This window comes from Leclercia sp. UBA2479 (genome assembly GCF_002341985.1).
GTDB lineage: Bacteria > Pseudomonadota > Gammaproteobacteria > Enterobacterales > Enterobacteriaceae > Enterobacter > Enterobacter pneumoniae.
The window spans coordinates 398,883-418,472 of record NZ_DDPB01000006.1 but is presented as its reverse complement, the minus strand read 5'-3'; the positions used below and the strand labels follow the sequence as shown (position 1 = coordinate 418,472).

Here is a 19,590-nt window from a genome sequence, read left to right as displayed (position 1 = left end):
TAAAAACAGATATATATTGCCAATACATTCAGTTTTACCGAGCAATCTCTGCAAAAACAAAAAGCCCGGAATCGCTTCCGGGCTTTCAGAGACAGGCTTCTGCTAAGTGATTAGCGAGTCAGGTCATCAAAGAATTTTTTGACGCCATCGAAGAAGCTTTTAGAACGCGGGCTATTCTTTTCACCCGTCGGACCGCCGAAGCTCTCCTGCAACTCTTTCAGCAGCTGTTTCTGCTTATCATTCAGGCCGACCGGGGTCTCTACCACCACGCGGCACAGCAGGTCACCCTGCGCACCACCGCGGACAGATTTCACGCCTTTACCGCGCATACGGAACAGCTTGCCGGTCTGAGTTTCACCTGGCACTTTCAGGTTCACGCGCCCATCCAGCGTCGGCACTTCGATTTCACCACCCAGCGCAGCCATGGCGAAGTTGATCGGCACTTCACAGTAAAGGTTATTGCCCTCACGCTCAAAGATAGCGTGCTGCTTCACCTGAACCTGAACGTACAGATCGCCTGCCGGTGCACCGTGCTCGCCCGCTTCGCCTTCGCCAGCCAGACGGATACGATCGCCCGTATCCACACCTGCCGGGATTTTAACCGACAGCGTTTTGGTTTTCTCGACGCGACCGTGGCCATGACACTTGTTGCAAGGGTCTTTAATCAGCGTACCGCGACCATGACAGTGTGGACACGCCTGCTGTACCGCGAAGAAGCCCTGACGCATCTGTACCTGGCCGGAACCGTGACAGGTCGGACAGGTTTGCGGCTGCGTACCCGCTTTGGCACCGCTACCGTGGCAGATGTCGCACTCTTCCAGAGTCGGAATGCGGATCTCTTTAGTCACACCGCGAACGGCTTCTTCAAGAGACAGCTCCATGTTGTAGCGCAGATCGGCGCCACGCGCCGCGCGCTGACGACCACGGCCGCCGCCAAAGATATCGCCAAACACGTCGCCAAAGATATCGCTGAAGTCCGCACCGCCGCCGCCGAAGCCACCGCCGTATCCGCCCCCACCGCCTTGTTCAAACGCGGCGTGGCCATACTGATCGTAGGCAGCACGTTTTTGGGCGTCGGTCAGGATCTCATACGCTTCTTTAATCTCTTTAAATTTCGCTTCGGCCTCTTTGTCACCCTGGTTACGGTCCGGGTGAAACTTCATGGCCAGGCGCTTGTAGGCCTTTTTGATTTCACGCTCTTCCGCACTTTTCGGAACGCCTAAAATCTCGTAATAGTCTTGCTTTGCCATTGTTTTTTTTAAGCCCCTTAACATGCAAGCACGGGCGGAGAGGAAACCTCTTCGCCCGTGCCGGTTAATTACCCTGCATCAGGGCGATTATTTTTTGTCTTTAACTTCTTCGAACTCAGCATCGACAACGTCGTCGTCTTTTGCGTTGTTCTGGGAAGCGTCAGCACCCGCGCCAGCCTGCTGCTGAGCGTGTTGCTGCTGAGCGATTTCCATCAGTTTCTGGGAAACCTGCGCCAGCTCCTGCATCTTCGCTTCGATATCTGCTTTATCTTCGCCTTTCAGAGACGTTTGCAGTGCAGTCAGCGCCGCTTCGATTGCAGTTTTGTCGTCAGCTGGCAGCTGTTCGCCTGCTTCTTCAACCTGCTTACGGGTGCTGTGCAGCAGATGGTCGCCCTGGTTACGGGTCTGTACCAGCTCTTCAAACTTACGGTCGGATTCGGCGTTTGCTTCCGCTTCCTGAACCATTTTCTGGATCTCTTCTTCATTCAGACCGGAAGAGGCCTTGATGGTGATCTTCTGCTCTTTACCGCTGTTTTTGTCTTTCGCGGAAACGTGCAGGATACCATCAGCATCGATATCGAAGGTCACTTCGATCTGCGGCATGCCGCGCGGTGCCGGGTTGATACCATCGAGGTTAAACTGACCCAGAGATTTGTTATCGCCGGCACGTTTACGCTCACCCTGCAGCACATGGATGGTTACCGCAGACTGGTTGTCTTCAGCGGTAGAGAACACCTGGCTGTGCTTGGTCGGGATGGTGGTGTTTTTGTTGATCAGCGCAGTCATCACGCCGCCCATGGTTTCGATACCCAGAGAGAGCGGGGTAACGTCCAGCAGCAGTACGTCTTTCACTTCACCAGTCAATACACCACCCTGAACGGCAGCACCGATAGCAACGGCTTCGTCCGGGTTAACGTCTTTACGCGGCTCTTTACCAAAGAATTCAGCGACTTTCTTCTGAACCATTGGCATACGCGTCTGACCACCGACCAGGATAACGTCCTGGATGTCAGACACGGACAGGCCAGCGTCCTGCAGTGCAACTTTCAGCGGCTCGATAGAACGGTTAACCAGGTCTTCTACCAGGCTTTCCAGCTTCGCACGGGTCACTTTGATGTTCATGTGTTTAGGACCGGTCGCGTCTGCAGTGATGTACGGCAGGTTCACGTCGGTCTGCTGAGCGGAAGAGAGTTCAATCTTCGCTTTCTCAGCGGCTTCTTTCAGGCGCTGCATCGCCAGCGGATCGTTACGCAGGTCAATGCCCTGATCTTTCTTGAATTCGTCAACGAGGTAGTTGATCAGACGGGTATCGAAGTCTTCACCACCCAGGTGGGTATCACCGTTGGTTGCCAGAACTTCGAAGGTTTTTTCGCCATCAACTTCGTCGATTTCGATAACAGAGATATCGAAGGTACCACCACCCAGGTCGTAAACCGCGATAGTACGGTTGCCAACTTCTTTATCCAGACCGTAAGCCAGTGCAGCCGCGGTTGGTTCGTTGATGATACGCTTAACTTCCAGACCTGCGATACGGCCAGCATCTTTGGTTGCCTGACGCTGAGCATCGTTGAAGTATGCAGGAACGGTAATAACTGCTTCAGTTACCGGTTCGCCCAGGTAATCTTCCGCCGTTTTCTTCATTTTCTTCAGCACTTCTGCAGAGATCTGCGGTGGTGCGGTTTTGGTGCCTTTCACATCAAGCCATGCGTCGCCGTTATCGGCAGCAATGATTTTGTACGGCATGATGGAAACGTCACGCTGCACTTCTTCGTCCTGGAAGCGGCGGCCAATCAGGCGTTTGATCGCAAACAGGGTGTTTTGCGGGTTTGTCACTGCCTGACGTTTAGCCGGCTGACCAACCAGAGTTTCACCATCCTGGGTATAAGCAATGATAGAAGGCGTGGTGCGATCGCCCTCGGCGTTCTCCAGCACACGTGCAGTAGTGCCGTCCATAATCGCTACACAAGAGTTGGTAGTACCCAGGTCGATACCAATAATTTTACCCATCTAAACGTCTCCACTAAAAATTCGATCAACATGTGGTTGTGTACCTGTAATAAGGGCAGAAGGTGCTTTTTCAACTGCCCAGATCTGTTTTTTTTCAGGTCCACTCACTGCGGTTGACTACAAGATGGGGTCGCCACGGCATCCATCAAGGGGGAAGGATAAAAAATATTTTAATTTCACCCTGATCAGATCATAGACGGCATCGATAGCGCCCATTATGATGCCGCGCCCCGTCAGGGAGAATTGACGCGGGATTCACCATTTCACCATATTAATGATGATTTTTTTGAGGACTTATGGGCAACACTAAGTTGGCTAATCCGGCTCCGCTGGGCCTGATGGGTTTTGGCATGACCACCATCCTGCTGAACCTGCATAACATCGGGCTCTTCCCGATGGATGGCATTATCCTGGCGATGGGCATTTTTTACGGCGGTATCGCGCAAATCTTCGCGGGCCTGCTGGAATATAAGAAAGGCAATACCTTCGGTTTAACGGCATTTACCTCCTACGGTTCGTTCTGGCTGACGCTGGTCGCAATTCTGCTGATGCCTAAAATGGGTCTGACAGAAGCGGCGAACGGCCACTTCCTGGGTGTCTACCTGGGCCTGTGGGGCGTCTTCACCCTGTTCATGTTCTTCGGTACGCTGACCGGCAACCGCGCGTTGCAGTTTGTGTTCCTGAGCCTGACCGTCCTGTTTGCCCTGCTGGCAATCGGCCATCTCGTGGATAACGAAGGCATCGTTCATGTCGCGGGCTGGATTGGCCTGGTTTGCGGCGCAAGCGCTATCTACCTGGCAATGGGTGAAGTGCTGAATGAGCAGTTTGGTCGTACCGTGTTGCCTATTGGTGAAAAACACTAATCCGCTCTTTAACGTGCCTGCCCTCGCAGGCACGTCTCCTCACCCGCTTACTTTTCCAGCAAAACCCAAACAATTAATCAATGAAAGAGCAATAACTCCATCATTGAATTGATAAGCATTATCACTTTGCATACCCTCCCCCGGTATCTCCCGGATAATGGATATCAGGCAGCACGACCAACAGGAAGGTGGGAGACAGACGATTTTGTTGTGTTGCTTAAGGTTATCCAATGAATTCCAGCCTTGCCGCCGCCGTAAAGCCTGACGAAACGACCGTTGCCGCCCACTATCGCCGTGTGGTGCTACGCCGCTACGCACTCGCGGGCGTGCTTCTGCTATTTATACTCTGCTCGCTGCTGCTTGATTTCACCCTTGGCCCTTCGGGCATGTCGGTATCAACGCTCTGGCATACGCTATTCCATGCCGAAGCCGCTGATGCAGGTACGCGCGTTATCGTCTGGGATATCCGTCTTCCTTTCGCCCTGATGGCGATCGTCGTCGGGATGGCGCTGGGACTGGCGGGCGCAGAGATGCAGACCATCCTGAATAACCCCCTTGCCAGCCCCTTTACGCTGGGCGTTTCGTCGGCCGCCTCGTTTGGCGCCGCGCTGGCAATCGTGCTTGGTCTTGGCATCCCCGGCGTACCGGATCAATGGTTTATCTCAGTCAACGCCTTCATCTTTGCCCTGATGGCCTGTTTTATTCTCGATGGTATTAGCCGTTGGACGCGCGTGGCGACCTCCGGGGTGGTGCTCTTCGGCATCGCCCTCGTCTTTACCTTTAATGCGCTGATCTCAATTTTGCAATTTGTTGCCAGCGAAGACACGTTACAAGGGCTGGTTTTCTGGACCATGGGCAGCCTCGCCCGCGCTTCATGGGATAAGCTTGGCATCCTGACACTGGTCCTGCTTGTCGTCGCGCCGCTGTCATTGAAAAACGCCTGGAAGCTCACCGCCCTGCGCCTTGGTGAAGATCGTGCCGTGAGCTTTGGCATTAATGTTCGTCAGCTACGCCTGGCAACCTTGCTGCGCATCAGCATCATTTCAGCGTTGACCGTGGCCTTCGTCGGTCCGGTGGGCTTTATCGGCCTGGTGGCCCCTCATATTTCACGCATGATGTTTGGCGAGGATCACCGTTTCTATCTGCCGGGCAGCATGTTTATTGGTGCGCTGGTGTTGTCGCTGGCGTCGGTGATGTCTAAAAATATCGTCCCTGGCGTCATCATTCCTGTGGGCATTGTCACCTCGCTGGTCGGCGTACCCTTCTTCCTGAGCATTATCATTCGCCACCGGGGTACGCTGTGATGGACGGCCTGCTGATTCGCGATCTTCATACGGGCTACCGTAAAAAGAACATTATCGAGGGGCTCACTACCCCACTTCTGCCGCGCGGCAAAATCACTGCCCTGCTGGGGCCCAATGGCTCAGGCAAATCCACGCTGTTGCGCGCGCTGGCCGATCTTAATCCGGCCGAAGGCAGCATTGAACTCAACGGCGAAAACCTGATGCACTTGTCGGGCGCTGAGCGCGCGCAAAAAGTCGTTTATCTGCCCCAGTCGCTGCCTGCAGGAGTGCATTTGCACGCGCTGGAGTCGGTGATGGTGGCGCGCCGCGCCAGCGGATATCAGCAGCAGGGTAATGCCGAGCAAGAGGCCTTTGCGATCCTCGACAAGCTGGGGGTTGCTCACCTGGCCATGAGCTTCCTCGACCAACTCTCCGGCGGACAGAAACAGCTGATTGGTCTGGCGCAGTCGCTGATCCGCCAGCCCGATCTGCTGCTGCTGGATGAACCCTTAAGCGCTCTCGATCTCAATTATCAGTTCCACGTCATGGATATCGTCGCACGGGAAACGCGCCTGCGAAATATCGTCACCCTGGTGGTTATCCATGACATCAACATCGCGCTGCGCCACGCCGAGTACGCCACGATGTTAAAAAACGGCGCGCTCATTGCCAGCGGCAGGCCCGACGAGGTCGTTACGCCCGCCAATCTGGCGACGGTATATGGCGTAGAAGGCCGGGTGGAATATTGTTCGCAAGGGCTGCCACACGTGGTAGTGGATGGTTTAACGATATAACTAGAATCTGCAGACAGGGGAAATCATGGCAATAAAGAAAGCACTTCTTGGCGTAGCGCTACTGCTCTCGCCACTACTGGCGCTGGCACAAACCTGGCCCGTTACCGTAAAAGATATTGATAACCGCACGGTGACCATTCCACAGGAGCCGCAGCGCATCATATTGCAGGATGGTCGGGATATCCTCACCCTGGCAATGCTGGAACCTAAAGACCCCTTCGCCAAAGTTGTGGCCTGGAACAATCTGCCTAAAAAACAGGACACCGAAACCTGGAACGTTTTGAAGCGCAAATGGCCGGAGGCTGAGCGCATCCTCGGCATGAAATTCTCCGACCAGGGCAATGTGGATTTGGAAACTGTCATATCGCGTAAGCCGGATCTGATGATTGCCCAACTGCGGGCCAAACCCGCTCTGACCCAGAGTGGAGTCTTAACACAGCTTGAGGCCCTGCATGTGCCCGTGGTGTTTGTGGATTACGAGTTACATCCCGTTGAAAACACCCGCGCCAGCATTTCTCTGTTAGGCAAGGTGCTGGGCCAGCCCGAGCGGGCGCAGGCTTATGTCGACTTCTATCAACAGCGCCTGGACCAGATCCATCAACGCCTGGCCAAAGCCGGGAAAAAACCGCTGGTATTTATTGAGCCCATAGCCGGTGTTGCGGGGCTCGACAACGGCTGCTGCTTTACCCATGCGCGAAACGGCTGGGGCGGTCTGGTAGAGGCTGCGGGTGGGGCAAATATCGGTTCTGCCCTGCTGCCGGGCGCGACGGGGACAGTCTCGGTAGAAAAGATCATTTCAATGAACCCTGACTATTACCTGATGACCGGCTCCAAACGCCCGGGCAAAGGCACCGCCATCATTCCGTTTGGCTACAACGTACAGGCGAATACGGTGCAATCGGCCTTCACGGCGTTACTGGCGCGACAGGGGGTTAGCAGTATCCCGGCGGTAGAGAAAGGCCATACCGGGGCGCTGTATCATCATTTCTACAACAACCCCTACAACATCATTGCCATCGAAGCGTTGAGTAAAATTTTCTACCCAACGCTGTTTGCCGACGTGGATCCGCTGGCGGATTATCATCTGCTTATCACACGCTTCACTCAGATTCCGGATGACAACATTATTTTGAGCTATACCCCTCATTAACCGGCGCAGGCGCCATCATCTGATGGCGCTCACCGCGTAACCAGAGACCGATTCCCAATCCCATCAATGAGAGCGCCAGTACGTACCAGGCGGGTGCCATCGGCGATACGCCCATTAACAACGTAACGGCGATGGGGGTTAAGCCACCGAAGATGGCGTACGAGACGTTATAAGAGAATGAGATGCCGGTGAAACGTACCTCTGGCGGGAAGGCGCGAACCATCACGTAGGGCACTGCCCCCACGACACCCACGCAAAGCCCCACCGTGCCATACAACAGGAACAGCTGTTCTGGATGGGCTCCCGCCAGATGATAGAAAGTCCAACTGGCGCCGGCCAGCAAAAGGCTTCCGATAATAAAGGTCACGCTGGAGCCAAAACGATCCACCACCAGGCCGGCAATCAGGCAACCGAAGCAGAGCATAATCGTGGCGATGCTGTTGGCCTGCAGGGTTACCGCCGGCGCGAAGCCATACTGTTTTTGCAGCCAGACGGGCGACATCAGGATCACGACCACGATACCGGCGGAGAGCAGCCAGGTCAGCAGCATGGAGACCACGACGGCTCGTTTATGACGTACCACTACCGCCTTCACCGGCAACTCTTGCGCCAGCGCTTTACGCTGCTGCATCTCCAGGAAGATGGGGGTTTCTTGCAGCCAGCGGCGAAGATACATCGCCACCAGGCCAAATGCGCCGCCCAGCAGGAACGGGATACGCCAGCCCCAGTCATGCACAGCCTGTTGCGTCATGCTGGTATTGATAAGGGTAGCGACCACCGAGCCGAGCAGGATCCCTATGGTTAACCCGGCGGTTAAGGTTCCGCAGGCGATACCAATGCGGCGTGCCGGAACGTGTTCCGCCACAAAGACCCAGGCGCCGGGGACTTCGCCACCGATGGCTGCACCCTGCAGCAGGCGCATCAGCAGCAGCAACAGCGGAGCAACGATACCCATTGAGGCATAGGTTGGCAGCAGACCGATCGCCAGCGTCGGTACTGCCATCAACAGAATACTGAGCGTAAACATCTTCTTACGCCCCACCAGATCGCCAAAATGCGCCATGATAATGCCGCCCAACGGACGCGCCAGATAGCCTGCAGCAAAAATGCCGAAGGTCTGAACCTGACGCAGCCATTCCGGGATATCAGCCGGGAAGAAGAGCTCTCCTACCACGGCCGCAAAAAAGACGAAGATGATGAAGTCGTAAAACTCCAGCGCGCCACCTAAAGCAGCGAGCGTGAGCGTTTTATAATCCTGACGATTCAGAGGCCGGGTGTAATGTGACATAGCGAACCTGTTTATCTGTGTTGTTGATTTATTTTTACAGCGATCGTAAAGAAAAAATTACTATACCGAAAAACCAACCGCACGCTATCAGCGCTGCAGCTTATGTCACAAAAGCACTAATTTCAGGAGATTGTTTCGCGTCGCGCGCTTTTAGGACGAAAAGCTGCTATCACCTGCGGATCGGTTTCGACGTAAGGACCATCCAGCAGCTGTATACAATACGGTACACTTGCAAAAATACCGGCGACGACCACTTTTCCATCTTCCTCTTTTACCCCTTCCAGCGTCTCTTTAATCGACTTTGGCTGGCCTGGCAGGTTGAGGATCAGTGCTTGCTTACGAATCACTCCAACCTGTCGAGAGAGAATAGCCGTCGGCACAAAGTGCAGGCTAATTTGTCGCATCTGCTCGCCGAAGCCCGGCATTTCGCGATCGGCGATGGCGAGGGTGGCATCCGGTGTCACGTCGCGCCGTGCAGGGCCGGTGCCGCCGGTGGTTAATACCAGGTGGCAGCTCATCTCATCCACCAGCTCGCACAGTGTCTGTTCGATGATGGCCTGTTCGTCGGGGATCAGCCGGGTCTCTATTTCAAATGGGGTTGTCAGTGCGCTGCCCAGCCACGCTTCTAGCGCAGGCAGGCCTTTATCCTGATAAACACCGCTGGAGGCGCGGTCAGAAATCGAGACTAAGCCGATGCGTAAGGTATTCATATTCATTCCATTCAAACAATACTGATTGAAGTGAATGATACACGCAGAGGAGGAATTCAGACAGGAGACAAAAGAAGACGCGTGACCGGGAGTCCGGTCACGCAGAGTGATTACAGCAGATCGCCGATCATTTTTTCCAGTTTTTCCTGGTCGATAGCAAATTTACGGATACCATCCGCCAGCTTGTCTACAGCCATTGGATCCTGGTTGTGCTGCCACAGGAACTCAGACTCGGTAATGCGCTCTGGACGCGCTTTCACTTCGCCGGTGTAAGAGAGTTTACGCTCAATGGCACCTTCGCTCTCTGCCAGCTCTTTCAGCAGCGCAGGGGCGATGGTCAGGCGGTCACAGCCAGCCAGTTCGATGATCTCACCAACGTTACGGAAGCTTGCGCCCATAACGACGGTCTCGTAACCGTGCTGTTTGTAGTATTCGTAGATCTCAGAAACAGAAACCACGCCCGGATCTTCAGCAGCGGCATACTCTTTCTTGTCGGTGTTGGCTTTGTACCAGTCCAGAATACGGCCCACGAACGGAGAGATCAGGTACACGCCCGCTTCCGCACATGCACGCGCCTGCGCGAAGGAGAACAGCAGAGTCAGGTTACAGTTGATACCGTCTTTTTCCAGCTGCTCGGCAGCACGGATACCCTGCCAGGTAGAAGCCAGTTTGATCAGGATACGGTCATTGCTGATGCCCGCATCGTTGTACAGTTTGATCAGACGTTTTGCTTTGGTAATTGACGCTTCGGTGTCGTAGGACAGGCGGGCATCAACTTCAGTAGAGATACGACCTGGAACCAGTTTCAGGATTTCCAGACCGATGTTAACAGCCAGTTTATCAGTGGCATCCACAACCTGCTGCGCACGGTCGTTGCTCTGCGCTTTCGCCCAGGTAACAGCGTCGTCGATCAGCTTGCGGTATTCAGGGATCTGGGCGGCGTTAAGGATCAGAGAAGGGTTGGTGGTGGCATCCTGCGGCTGATACAACTTCATTGCCGCGATATCTCCGGTGTCAGCTACGACAGTGGTGAACTGACGAAGGGAGGTCAATTTATCCGTCATGATAGTGTTTCTCTTTACTTGCCCTGGATAATTCACGTAACCGGCAGGATGCCAGAAACGGAAAAATGACAGGTTTACTTGTTAGGGGGATGTAACCGGTCTGCCCTGATGATAACACGACGGAATGACAGCGCAACCGCAGACAATGCGCTTACGGAGAGTATGATAAACTCAAGAGATTATCTGCTCGCCAATGGCCTGGTTGTTCAATCAGTCATAGCCCTTATCTATGCACTTCGGCATCAACAAGAGGGATGTTAATGCCTGATTTCTTATCCTTTATTAATGAAATTCTCTGGGGTTCGGTGATGATCTACCTGCTTTCTGCGGCAGGTATCTGGTTCACCTTTCGATGCGGTTTTATTCAATTTCGCGCCTTTCGCTACCTCGGAAAAAGTCTGAAAAACAGCCTCTCCCCGCAGCCGGGGGGATTAACCTCATTTCAGGCGCTCTGTACGAGCCTGGCGGCGCGCGTCGGCAGCGGTAATCTTACCGGCGTGGCGCTGGCCATCAGCGTCGGTGGCCCTGGCGCCGTTTTCTGGATGTGGGTCACCGCGCTCTTCGGGATGGCCACCGCCTTTGCCGAATGCTCGCTGGCTCAGTTGTATAAAGAGCCGGACAAGCAGGGACAGTTTCGCGGCGGCCCGGCCTGGTATATGGCACGCGGCCTGGGCATGCGCTGGATGGGCGTGCTGTTCTCCATCTTGCTTCTCATCGCCTATGGGCTAATTTTTAACACCGTTCAGGCTAACTCGGTCTCTCACGCCCTGCGTTTTGCCTTTGATTGCCCGGAAATTGTCACCGGCAGCGTGATGGCAATGGCGACGTTGCTGGTGATTGTCACCGGTATTAAAGGGGTTGGCCGCATAATGCAGTGGATGGTGCCGGTCATGGCGCTGCTGTGGGTAGCGGCCAGCCTGGTAGTGAGCGCGCTCAATATTGAGCAACTTCCCGATATCTTCAGGCTAATCATGAACAGCGCCTTCGGCTGGCGCGAAGCGGGCGCCGGAGTAATGGGCTATACCCTGAGCCAGGCGCTGGCTGCGGGTTTCCAGCGCGGCATGTTTTCAAACGAGGCCGGGATGGGATCTACCCCCAATGCCGCTGCGGCTGCCGCCTCCTGGCCACCGCATCCGGCTGCGCAAGGGATCGTGCAGATGATTGGCGTTGTTGTGGATACCCTGGTTATCTGTACCGCCAGCGCAATGATTGTGTTGTTGGCCGGGCCTGTTGATGATGAGCAGAACGTGGCTGGCATCCAGTTGGTACAGCAGGCGCTCATGAACCTCGCCGGCGGCTGGGGCGCCGGTTTCGTGGCGCTGATTGTCATCCTCTTCGCCTTTAGCTCCATCGTGGTGAATTATATCTATGCGGAGAATAACTTAATCTTTCTCCACCCCACGGCCGGCAAATCGCGCTGGCTGCTGCGCGGCAGTGTAGTCGCCATGGTGGTGATGGGATCGTTACTGAGCCTGCCGCTGGTCTGGCAGCTGGCTGACGTGATCATGGCGCTGATGGCGATCACCAACCTGACCGCTATCCTCCTGCTCTCGCCGGTGGTGCTGCTCATTGCCCGGGATTATCTGCGCCAGCGGAAGCTTGGCATCCAGCCCGTCTTTGATGCAGCCCGCTACCCGGACATCGAGGCGCAAATCGCCCCCGGTGCCTGGGATGATTTGCCGCGTCAATAACAGCTATTGATCAACCGTAACGGTTTATTTGATAAAATCGCACCAAATTTCCCGCAAGGACTGGATATGCTGATTCTGATTTCACCTGCCAAAACGCTCGATTACCAGAGCCCGCTTGCCACCGAGCGCTATACCCAGCCTGAGCTGTTGGATCACTCACAACAACTGATTCGCGAAGCGCGCAAACTCAGTGCCCCGCAAATCGCGAAGCTGATGAGTATCAGCGATAAACTGGCGGATTTAAATGCTACCCGCTTCCACGACTGGCATCCCGATTTCACACCGGCTAACGCCCGCCAGGCGATTCTCGCCTTTAAAGGTGACGTTTACACCGGTCTGCAGGCGGAAACATTTAGCGAAGCTGACTTCGATTTTGCACAGAAGCACCTGCGCATGCTCTCGGGTCTGTATGGCGTGCTGCGCCCGTTGGATCTGATGCAGCCCTACCGTCTGGAGATGGGTATTCGTCTGGAGAATGCGAAAGGCAAAGATCTTTACCATTTCTGGGGCGAGACCATTACCCAGACGCTGAATGACGCGCTTAAAGAGCAAGGCGATAACGTCGTCATTAACCTGGCCTCTGACGAATACTATAAATCTGTGAAGCCAAAACTACTGAATGCCGTGATCATCAAACCGGTCTTCCTTGATGAGAAGAACGGCAAGTTTAAAGTCATTAGCTTCTACGCCAAAAAAGCCCGTGGGCTGATGACCCGTTACATCATTGAAAATCGCCTGACACAACCGGAACAGCTGACCGCGTTTAATAGCGAAGGGTACTTCTTCGATGAAGAGGCTTCCGAAAACGGTGAGTTAGTCTTTAAGCGTCACGAGCAGTAATAACAAACCCCGCCATCAGGCGGGGTTCTTGTTAGTGGTGCTTCCAGCCCGGTCCCGGACGGCGATCGTCCCGGCGGTCGTGGTGGTCATGGTGGTCATGGCGGTCACGATGCGCGTCATGGGCGCGCCAGCGGTTATCACGCCATTCGTAATGTGACTTCCACCAGCTATGGTCGCGCCAGTGGCCGCCATCCCAGTAGTGTCCGTGATTATCCCGATCGCCAATCTGCAGTTTTACCGCAGGTAACAGCGTGATTTCCGATGCCTGTACCGCCATGGGAGCGACCAGCATCAGTGAAAGTGCGATGAGAGCAGGTTTCAGTGTAGACATGGGTGACTCCTTATTCAGCTTGCCCAGCGTGGGCCGATGTAAGGAGATTACGCGAGGAGTTAAGAGGACGTTATTCTCTGCAATCCTATTCTGTAAGTTACCGCATTTATTGGGAATTTCTGCTTTTTTACTGCTATTTTTCTCCATAATTTCTTCACAAAAAAGCCCGAAAAGGCGATCTCGCCTTTCCGGGCCTGTGTCACTGCTAAGGGCTTTTACGCGCGCGTCATCATCAACTTACGCAGCTCGGCAAAGTCTGCCGGCAGCGTATGGGAGAGCAGCGGTAAATCGGCTCGATCCGCCAGCTCTTTTGGCAACGGCAGCGATTCACCCAGAATTTCATCCACGCTCTCCTTAAACTTCGCCGGATGCGCCGTGCCAAGGAACAGACCATATTCACCCGGGTTCAGTTGATCGCGCAGGGCGCGATACGCCACCGCCGCGTGCGGCTCGGAGGTGTATCCCAGTTGCTTCAGTTCGCGCATGGTCTCTTTAGTGGTTTCATCGGTGACAGAGGCGTAGCCCAGGTCGCCCAGACGCCAGATCTTGCGACGGAACAGCTCTTCCACGCGTGGCCAGTTGTTAGGCTGGGAAACGTCCATCGCATTCGAGAGCGTCGCCTGCGTCGCGTTTGGCGTCCATTTGCCCTCTTTCAGGAAGCGCGGCACCGTATCGTTCGCGTTGGTGGCGGCGATAAAGCGCTTCACCGGCAGCCCGAGCGATTTTGCCAGCAGGCCTGCCGTCAGGTCGCCGAAGTTACCGCTCGGAACAGAGACCACCAGCTGATTACGCGCTTCCTGCGGCAGCTGCGCCACGGCTTCGAAGTAGTAACAGATTTGCGCCAGCAGACGGCTGATGTTGATGGAGTTTGCCGAGTTCAGGCCCAGCGCCGTTTTCAGCTCTTCGTCATCGAAGGCCTGTTTTACCAGCGCCTGGCAGGCATCGAAATCCCCGTCGATAGCGACGGTTTCAATATTGCCGCCGAGGGTGCAGAACAGTTTTTCCTGCAGTGGGCTGATTTTGCCCTGCGGATAGAGAATGACTACGCGGACGTTTTTCAGACCATAAAACGCATGCGCCACGGCCGCACCGGTATCACCGGAGGTCGCGGTCAGAATGGTTACCGGCTTGTCGCCGCTGATGTGCGTCAGCATCTGGGCCATAAAACGGCCGCCGAAATCTTTGAATGCCAGGGTCGGGCCGTGGAACAGCTCCAGGCACCCTACGTCCGGCTCCACTTGGCTCACCGGCGCCGGGAAGGCAAACGCCGCGCGAACGCGCTCTTCCAGCAGCTCCTGCGGAATTTCGTCGCCAATAAACGCGGAGAGAATTTTGGTGCTGCGGCTGACAAAATCCATCTCCAGCATCGCATCAATATCGGTCAGGCTAAATTCCGGCAGATCGTGCGGAAAGAAGAGCCCCTGGTTTTTACCCAGCCCCTGAGTCACCGCCTGCGCGAAGCTGACCTGCTCATTGTGATCTTTAAGATTGTAGAGTTTCATCGATTATCCCAGTACTCGTGCGCCCGCCGTGTCCAGACGGCAAATATGAACAAAGCCTTCCTGATTTTGCAGGTAATTTTTACCCAGCCACTCCGCGACGCGCTGCGCGGTATCCGGCTTATCGCACAGTGCGAACAGCGTCGGACCGGAGCCGGAAATACCGCACGCGACCGCGCCGATCTCCAGGGCGGCGCTACGCGCCTCGTTAAACCCTGGTAGCAGCCTGGTGCGGTACGGCTCGGCTATTACGTCTTTCATCAATTTCGCCGCCAGTTGAGGCTGACGGGTATAACAGGCATGAATGAAGCCTGCCAGGTGACGACCATGCGCGATACAGTCCTGGCGACGATACTGCGCCGGCAGAATGGCACGCGCTTCGGCGGTCGAAACTTTAATGCCCGGATAGGCCAGCACCCATAGCCACTCATCAAAGCCGGGGACCTGCTGACTGATGATGCCATTCTCTTCAATCATCAACTGCATGCCGCCCAGGAAGCAAGGGGCCACATTGTCGTAATGAATGCTGCCAGAGATGCGTCCTTCCAGCTCGCCCATCAGCGCCAGCAGACGGGTATTGTTCAGCGGTTTGCCGCAGTGTTCGTTCATCGCGACCAGGGCCGCAACGACGGAGCAGGCGCTGGAGCCCAGACCTGAGCCAATCGGCATCCCCTTTTCAAGGGTCATAGCCACCGGAACGGTTTTCCCTATCTCCTGACAAAAACGTTCCCAGCACTGGTAAACAATGTTTTCACGCGGTTCCGTTGGCAGCTTGCTGGCAAAACGCCCTACATTTTGCAGGCTAAACGTCTGAGCCGCTTCGACAGTGACGATATCGCCCAACAGAGAGCCCTCGGTTGGCGTAACAGCCGCCCCCAGAACATCAAACCCGACGCTCATATTGGCGCTGGAAGCCGGGGCATAAACTTTAACCATCTTAAACTCCTAACTTCCATGACAGGGTACGCAACAGATCGGCAAATACCCCCGCCGCTGTCACATCATTCCCTGCGCCATAACCGCGAAGCACTAACGGCAATGGCTGATAATAGTGACTGTAAAATGCCAGCGCATTCTCGCCGTTTTTAACTTTGAACAGCGGATCGTTACCGTCCACTTCTGCAATTTTCACGCGACAGACGCCGTCCTCTTCGATATTGCCAACATAGCGCAATACGCAACCTTCATCACGGGCTTTCGCTACGCGAGCAGCAAAGAGATCGTCCAGCTGCGACAACCGGCTCATAAAGTCAGCCACGTCGCCCTTGTCATCGAAGGATGCGGGTAGCACAGGTTCGATCACTATGTCGCTCAACTCCAGTTCGCGCCCGGTTTCACGGGCGAGGATCAGCAGCTTACGCGCCACATCCATACCAGAAAGATCATCACGTGGATCCGGCTCGGTGTAGCCCATCTCACGGGCTAATCGGGTAGCTTCAGAGAGGCTCATGCCCTCGTCGAGTTTACCGAAAATGAACGAGAGCGAGCCTGAGAGGATCCCGGAGAAACGTTGCAGTTCATCGCCGGCATTCAGCAAGTTTTGCAGGTTTTCGATAACCGGCAGCCCTGCCCCGACGTTGGTATCGTAAAGGAATTTGCGTCGCGATTTTGCCGCTGCGTGGCGCAGTTGATGGTAATAGGCCATCGACGAAGTGTTGGCTTTTTTGTTCGGGGTGACCACGTGGAAGCCTTCCCGCAGGAAGTCGGCGTACTGATCGGCGACGACCTGGTTCGACGTACAGTCGACAATGACCGGGTTGAGCAGATGGTACTCTTTCACTAGGCGGATCAGGCGCCCAAGGTTAAAGGGCTCTTTGGCTTCGGCCAGTTCAGCCTGCCAGTTTTCCAGATTCAGGCCATGCACGTTGGTCAGCAGCGCTTTTGAATTCGCCACGCCACAGATGCGCAGATCGATATGTTTGTTCTTCAGCCACGTCTGCTGGCGCTTGACCTGCTCCAACAGCGCGCTGCCGACGCCGCCTACACCGATCAGGAACACTTCGATCACCTGATCGGTGTTGAACAGCATCTGGTGGGTAACGCGCACACCGGTCGTCGCATCGTCATTATCCACCACCACGGAGATTGAACGCTCAGAAGAGCCCTGCGCAATGGCCACGATGTTGATATTGGCGCGAGCCAGTGCGGCAAAGAACTTCGCGGAGATGCCGCGCAGGGTACGCATGCCATCGCCTACAACCGAGATAACGGCCAGACGCTCCTGAATGGAGAGCGGCTCAAGCAACTCCTCTTTCAGCTCCAGATAGAACTCCTCTTCCAGCGCCCGGCGTGCACGCAGACAGTCGCTCTGAGGGACGCAAAAACTGATGCTGTACTCAGAAGAGGATTGGGTGATCAGTACCACCGAGATGCCATTGCGCGACATGGCGGCAAACACGCGGGCCGCCATCCCGACCATGCCTTTCATTCCGGGGCCAGAGACGCTGAACATCGCCATGTTGTTCAGGTTAGAAATGCCTTTCACCGGCAGGCCATCTTCATCGCTGCTCGCCCCAATCAGCGTGCCAGGTGCCTGCGGATTACCCGTATTTTTAATCAGGCAGGGGATCTGGAATTGGGCAATCGGAGAGATGGTACGCGGGTGGAGCACTTTGGCGCCGAAGTAGGAGAGCTCCATCGCCTCCTGGTAAGACATTGACTTCAGCAGGCGCGCATCCGGCACCTGGCGCGGATCGCAAGTATAGACCCCATCGACGTCAGTCCAGATCTCACAACAGTCGGCGCGCAGGCAGGCCGCCAGTACCGCGGCAGAGTAATCAGAACCATTACGCCCCAGCACGACGAGCTCGCCTTTCTCATTTCCGGCGGTGAAGCCCGCCATCAGGATCATGTGGTCGGCAGGAATTTTCCCTGCAGCGATACGACGGGTTGATTCGGCAATATCAACGGTAGATTCGAGGTAGTGACCTACGGCGAGAAGCTTTTCCACCGGATCGATCACGGTGACGTTATGGCCACGTGCTTCCAGTACGCCTGCCATGATGGCGATAGAGAGTTTTTCACCACGGCAGATGAGCGCCGCATTGATGCTATCCGGGCATTGCCCTAACAGGCTGATACCATGCAGTACGTGTTTGATCTGCGCGAACTCTTGCTCAACAAACGCTTTCAGTTGCGCGAGGGGAAAACCGGGCTGGGCATCGGCCAGGCCCTGCAACAGCTCGGCGAAAATGCGTTCGGCGTCGCTGATATTCACCAGCGCGTCCTGGCCACCGATGGTTTTTTCAATCATCGCCACCAGATGGTTAGTAATTTTGGCCGGGGCAGAGAGCACCGTTGCTACCTGCCCCTGCCTGGCATTGCTTTCCAGGATGTCGGCAACCCGCAGAAAACGTTCTGCATTTGCCACTGATGTACCGCCGAACTTCAACACTCGCATGGTATTACCTCATGATCTTTGGCCGAAAAAAAAGCCCGCACTGTTCAGGTGCGGGCTTTTTTCTGTTTTTCCTGTACGCGTCAGCCCGCATCGTTACCTGTGGTAATGATGGTGGTTGTAGTAATGGTGGTGATGCTGATGCGTTTCATGGATGTTGTGTACTCTGTAATTATTATCTGTCTGTGCTGTATCCCTATATTGGTTAAAGTATCCGGGCGGCTAAGTCAACGAATTTCTATTTTAAGCCCCTGACAGGGAGCTTTTACGTCTCGCTGCTGAGGGGTTTATTTCATTCCGGATCGGACCGAAATAGCTCACCAAACCCGGAGCTTTATCCATAACAAAAAGTGATAACAGAATTTTACTCTGCCAGTTTTTTTTCAATATCGTGCAGCAATCGGTGCAACATTGCCGTGTCTCGTTGCTCAAGTAAGCCAATGCGCTGGGCTATCCAGTCAGCCATTTTTTGATCATCTGCCACATTCAGCGTCGATAAAAGACGTTCTACCCTGGCACGCAATGCCTGAAGCTGATTTTCATCTGCCTGGTCGACAGGCGCTGCGGGAATTTGCATTAGGGAAGCTAATTGATAACAGTAAACCATCACCGCCTGACCCAAATTGAGTGAAGGATAATCGGCCACCATAGGCACCCCTGTCAGCACATCGGCGAGCGCCAGTTCTTCATTAGTGAGACCCGAATCCTCCCTTCCAAAGACCAGCGCCGCCCGATTTATCCATTGGCTTTTTTCCTGCATCAGCGGCACCAGTTCGGCGGGCGTCGCATAGTAATGGAATTTTGAACGACTGCGTGCGGTGGTCGCGACGGTAAAGGAAACATCGTGCAGCGCGGCTTCAAGCGTTTCGTAAGTAGTTATATTATCGAGTATTTCCCCCGAACCATGGGCAACGCGACGGGCACCCTCTGCCAGGTGCGCTTCGCTGGCTACGATGCGCAGATCGGTAAACCCCATGGTCTTCATAGCGCGTGCGGCAGCGCCGATATTTTCCGCTCTTGCCGGGGCTACCAGCACGATAGACAAATGCATTAATGCTCTCTTTTTAGGCAGTTAGCGCGTAAAATTGTGATGTCCATCAACATATTACGCAGCACGAATTTACAAAATTGCAACACGAATCACCGAAATAGCGTTTCATAACAAATTAAAATCGCTAAACTATTTATGAACGAAACTTCAGCGATAATGTTAAAAAAAGCTGGTTATCCTCATGTTTATTAATGATAATATCATTACAAGATGTTGCAGGACATTGGATTCGCCTCGTTTATCAATCAATCAGCGCAACTAGTTGGTTTATTGAAAATTTGTGACAAAGGCTAGCAATCCGCTACGAGGATTTCATCAAACTGTTAACGTGCTACAATTGAACTTGATATATGTCAACGAAGCGTAGTTTTA

17 protein-coding genes and 1 other annotated feature are annotated in these 19,590 nt (G+C 54.5%); of the genes, 6 read left to right on the top strand and 11 right to left on the bottom strand.

Going from position 1 to position 19,590, the window contains the following annotated elements:
• Nucleotides 1–110: 110 nt before the first annotated feature.
• The gene (dnaJ, locus tag B3B59_RS06925; RefSeq protein WP_046885021.1) at nt 111–1,250 is read right to left on the bottom strand and encodes a molecular chaperone DnaJ; all 1,140 of its coding nucleotides are present in this window, start codon (nt 1,248–1,250) and stop codon (nt 111–113) included.
• Nucleotides 1,251–1,337: 87 nt separating this feature from the next.
• Complete coding sequence (dnaK, locus tag B3B59_RS06920) at nt 1,338–3,257, bottom strand: molecular chaperone DnaK (RefSeq protein WP_040077235.1); 1,920 nt, start codon at nt 3,255–3,257, stop codon at nt 1,338–1,340.
• Nucleotides 3,258–3,553: 296 nt separating this feature from the next.
• Here dnaK and satP point away from each other — a divergent pair, with 296 nt between their 5' ends.
• The 4 genes from satP to B3B59_RS06900 all read left to right on the top strand — a co-directional run bounded on the left by satP (nt 3,554) and on the right by B3B59_RS06900 (nt 7,347).
• Complete coding sequence (gene satP / locus B3B59_RS06915) at nt 3,554–4,120, top strand: acetate uptake transporter (protein ID WP_040077236.1); 567 nt, start codon at nt 3,554–3,556, stop codon at nt 4,118–4,120.
• Nucleotides 4,121–4,350: 230 nt separating this feature from the next.
• A complete protein-coding gene (locus tag B3B59_RS06910; RefSeq protein WP_286808486.1) occupies nt 4,351–5,424 on the top strand; it encodes a FecCD family ABC transporter permease in 1,074 nt (357 codons plus the stop codon).
• The gene (locus B3B59_RS06905; RefSeq protein ID WP_414671880.1) at nt 5,421–6,197 is read left to right on the top strand and encodes an ABC transporter ATP-binding protein; all 777 of its coding nucleotides are present in this window, start codon (nt 5,421–5,423) and stop codon (nt 6,195–6,197) included. Before B3B59_RS06910 ends, B3B59_RS06905 begins: the two co-directional genes overlap by 4 nt.
• Before the next feature lie 25 nt (nt 6,198–6,222).
• The gene (locus B3B59_RS06900; RefSeq protein WP_286808485.1) at nt 6,223–7,347 is read left to right on the top strand and encodes an ABC transporter substrate-binding protein; all 1,125 of its coding nucleotides are present in this window, start codon (nt 6,223–6,225) and stop codon (nt 7,345–7,347) included.
• Here B3B59_RS06900 and B3B59_RS06895 read toward each other — a convergent pair.
• The 3 genes from B3B59_RS06895 to tal form a co-directional block, all read right to left on the bottom strand.
• Nucleotides 7,322–8,635: an MFS transporter gene (locus B3B59_RS06895; RefSeq protein WP_286808484.1), complete on the bottom strand. Its 1,314-nt coding sequence runs from the start codon at nt 8,633–8,635 to the stop codon at nt 7,322–7,324. The genes B3B59_RS06900 and B3B59_RS06895 overlap by 26 nt on opposite strands.
• 122 nt (nt 8,636–8,757) lie before the next feature.
• Entirely contained in the window at nt 8,758–9,345 is a 588-nt protein-coding gene (gene mog, locus B3B59_RS06890) for a molybdopterin adenylyltransferase (protein ID WP_040077241.1), read from the bottom strand.
• Nucleotides 9,346–9,455: 110 nt separating this feature from the next.
• Entirely contained in the window at nt 9,456–10,409 is a 954-nt protein-coding gene (tal, locus tag B3B59_RS06885) for a transaldolase (RefSeq protein ID WP_040077242.1), read from the bottom strand.
• 260 nt (nt 10,410–10,669) lie between these two features.
• Here tal and B3B59_RS06880 point away from each other — a divergent pair, with 260 nt between their 5' ends.
• Nucleotides 10,670–12,100, top strand: a complete 1,431-nt coding sequence (locus tag B3B59_RS06880) for an alanine/glycine:cation symporter family protein (RefSeq protein ID WP_286808483.1) — start codon at nt 10,670–10,672, stop codon at nt 12,098–12,100.
• 66 nt (nt 12,101–12,166) lie between these two features.
• On the top strand, nt 12,167–12,940 hold the full coding sequence (gene yaaA / locus B3B59_RS06875; RefSeq protein ID WP_286808481.1) for a peroxide stress protein YaaA: 774 nt from the start codon (nt 12,167–12,169) through the stop codon (nt 12,938–12,940).
• A 31-nt stretch (nt 12,941–12,971) separates the two neighbouring features.
• Here yaaA and B3B59_RS06870 read toward each other — a convergent pair whose 3' ends face one another.
• The 6 genes from B3B59_RS06870 to B3B59_RS06845 form a co-directional block, all read right to left on the bottom strand.
• Nucleotides 12,972–13,271 (bottom strand): DUF2502 domain-containing protein, encoded by a 300-nt coding sequence (locus B3B59_RS06870; RefSeq protein WP_046885026.1) that lies wholly within the window; start codon nt 13,269–13,271, stop codon nt 12,972–12,974.
• Between the two features lie 215 nt (nt 13,272–13,486).
• Nucleotides 13,487–14,773, bottom strand: a complete 1,287-nt coding sequence (thrC, locus tag B3B59_RS06865) for a threonine synthase (RefSeq protein ID WP_046885027.1) — start codon at nt 14,771–14,773, stop codon at nt 13,487–13,489.
• Between the two features lie 3 nt (nt 14,774–14,776).
• Nucleotides 14,777–15,706: a homoserine kinase gene (thrB, locus tag B3B59_RS06860; RefSeq protein WP_046885028.1), complete on the bottom strand. Its 930-nt coding sequence runs from the start codon at nt 15,704–15,706 to the stop codon at nt 14,777–14,779.
• A 1-nt stretch (nt 15,707) separates the two neighbouring features.
• Nucleotides 15,708–18,170: a bifunctional aspartate kinase/homoserine dehydrogenase I gene (gene thrA, locus B3B59_RS06855; protein ID WP_286808479.1), complete on the bottom strand. Its 2,463-nt coding sequence runs from the start codon at nt 18,168–18,170 to the stop codon at nt 15,708–15,710.
• A 24-nt stretch (nt 18,171–18,194) separates the two neighbouring features.
• Nucleotides 18,195–18,312: a sequence feature (Thr leader region), on the bottom strand.
• The gene (gene thrL, locus B3B59_RS06850) at nt 18,251–18,319 is read right to left on the bottom strand and encodes a thr operon leader peptide (RefSeq protein WP_072039575.1); all 69 of its coding nucleotides are present in this window, start codon (nt 18,317–18,319) and stop codon (nt 18,251–18,253) included. (Overlaps the previous feature by 62 nt.)
• 212 nt (nt 18,320–18,531) lie before the next feature.
• Nucleotides 18,532–19,218, bottom strand: coding sequence for a tRNA/rRNA methyltransferase (locus B3B59_RS06845; protein WP_207292965.1), 687 nt, complete (start codon nt 19,216–19,218; stop codon nt 18,532–18,534).
• Nucleotides 19,219–19,590: the final 372 nt, after the last annotated feature.

Coding starts and splice junctions, on each gene's coding strand:
- B3B59_RS06880 (WP_286808483.1), top strand. CDS start 10,670: ATGCCTGATTTCTTATCCTTTATTAATGAAATTCTCTGGGGTTCGGTG.
- mog (WP_040077241.1), bottom strand. CDS start 9,345: ATGAATACCTTACGCATCGGCTTAGTCTCGATTTCTGACCGCGCCTCC.
- thrA (WP_286808479.1), bottom strand. CDS start 18,170: ATGCGAGTGTTGAAGTTCGGCGGTACATCAGTGGCAAATGCAGAACGT.
- satP (WP_040077236.1), top strand. CDS start 3,554: ATGGGCAACACTAAGTTGGCTAATCCGGCTCCGCTGGGCCTGATGGGT.
- B3B59_RS06910 (WP_286808486.1), top strand. CDS start 4,351: ATGAATTCCAGCCTTGCCGCCGCCGTAAAGCCTGACGAAACGACCGTT.
- B3B59_RS06900 (WP_286808485.1), top strand. CDS start 6,223: ATGGCAATAAAGAAAGCACTTCTTGGCGTAGCGCTACTGCTCTCGCCA.
- dnaK (WP_040077235.1), bottom strand. CDS start 3,257: ATGGGTAAAATTATTGGTATCGACCTGGGTACTACCAACTCTTGTGTA.
- B3B59_RS06895 (WP_286808484.1), bottom strand. CDS start 8,635: ATGTCACATTACACCCGGCCTCTGAATCGTCAGGATTATAAAACGCTC.
- thrC (WP_046885027.1), bottom strand. CDS start 14,773: ATGAAACTCTACAATCTTAAAGATCACAATGAGCAGGTCAGCTTCGCG.
- dnaJ (WP_046885021.1), bottom strand. CDS start 1,250: ATGGCAAAGCAAGACTATTACGAGATTTTAGGCGTTCCGAAAAGTGCG.
- B3B59_RS06870 (WP_046885026.1), bottom strand. CDS start 13,271: ATGTCTACACTGAAACCTGCTCTCATCGCACTTTCACTGATGCTGGTC.
- thrB (WP_046885028.1), bottom strand. CDS start 15,706: ATGGTTAAAGTTTATGCCCCGGCTTCCAGCGCCAATATGAGCGTCGGG.
- B3B59_RS06845 (WP_207292965.1), bottom strand. CDS start 19,218: ATGCATTTGTCTATCGTGCTGGTAGCCCCGGCAAGAGCGGAAAATATC.
- tal (WP_040077242.1), bottom strand. CDS start 10,409: ATGACGGATAAATTGACCTCCCTTCGTCAGTTCACCACTGTCGTAGCT.
- yaaA (WP_286808481.1), top strand. CDS start 12,167: ATGCTGATTCTGATTTCACCTGCCAAAACGCTCGATTACCAGAGCCCG.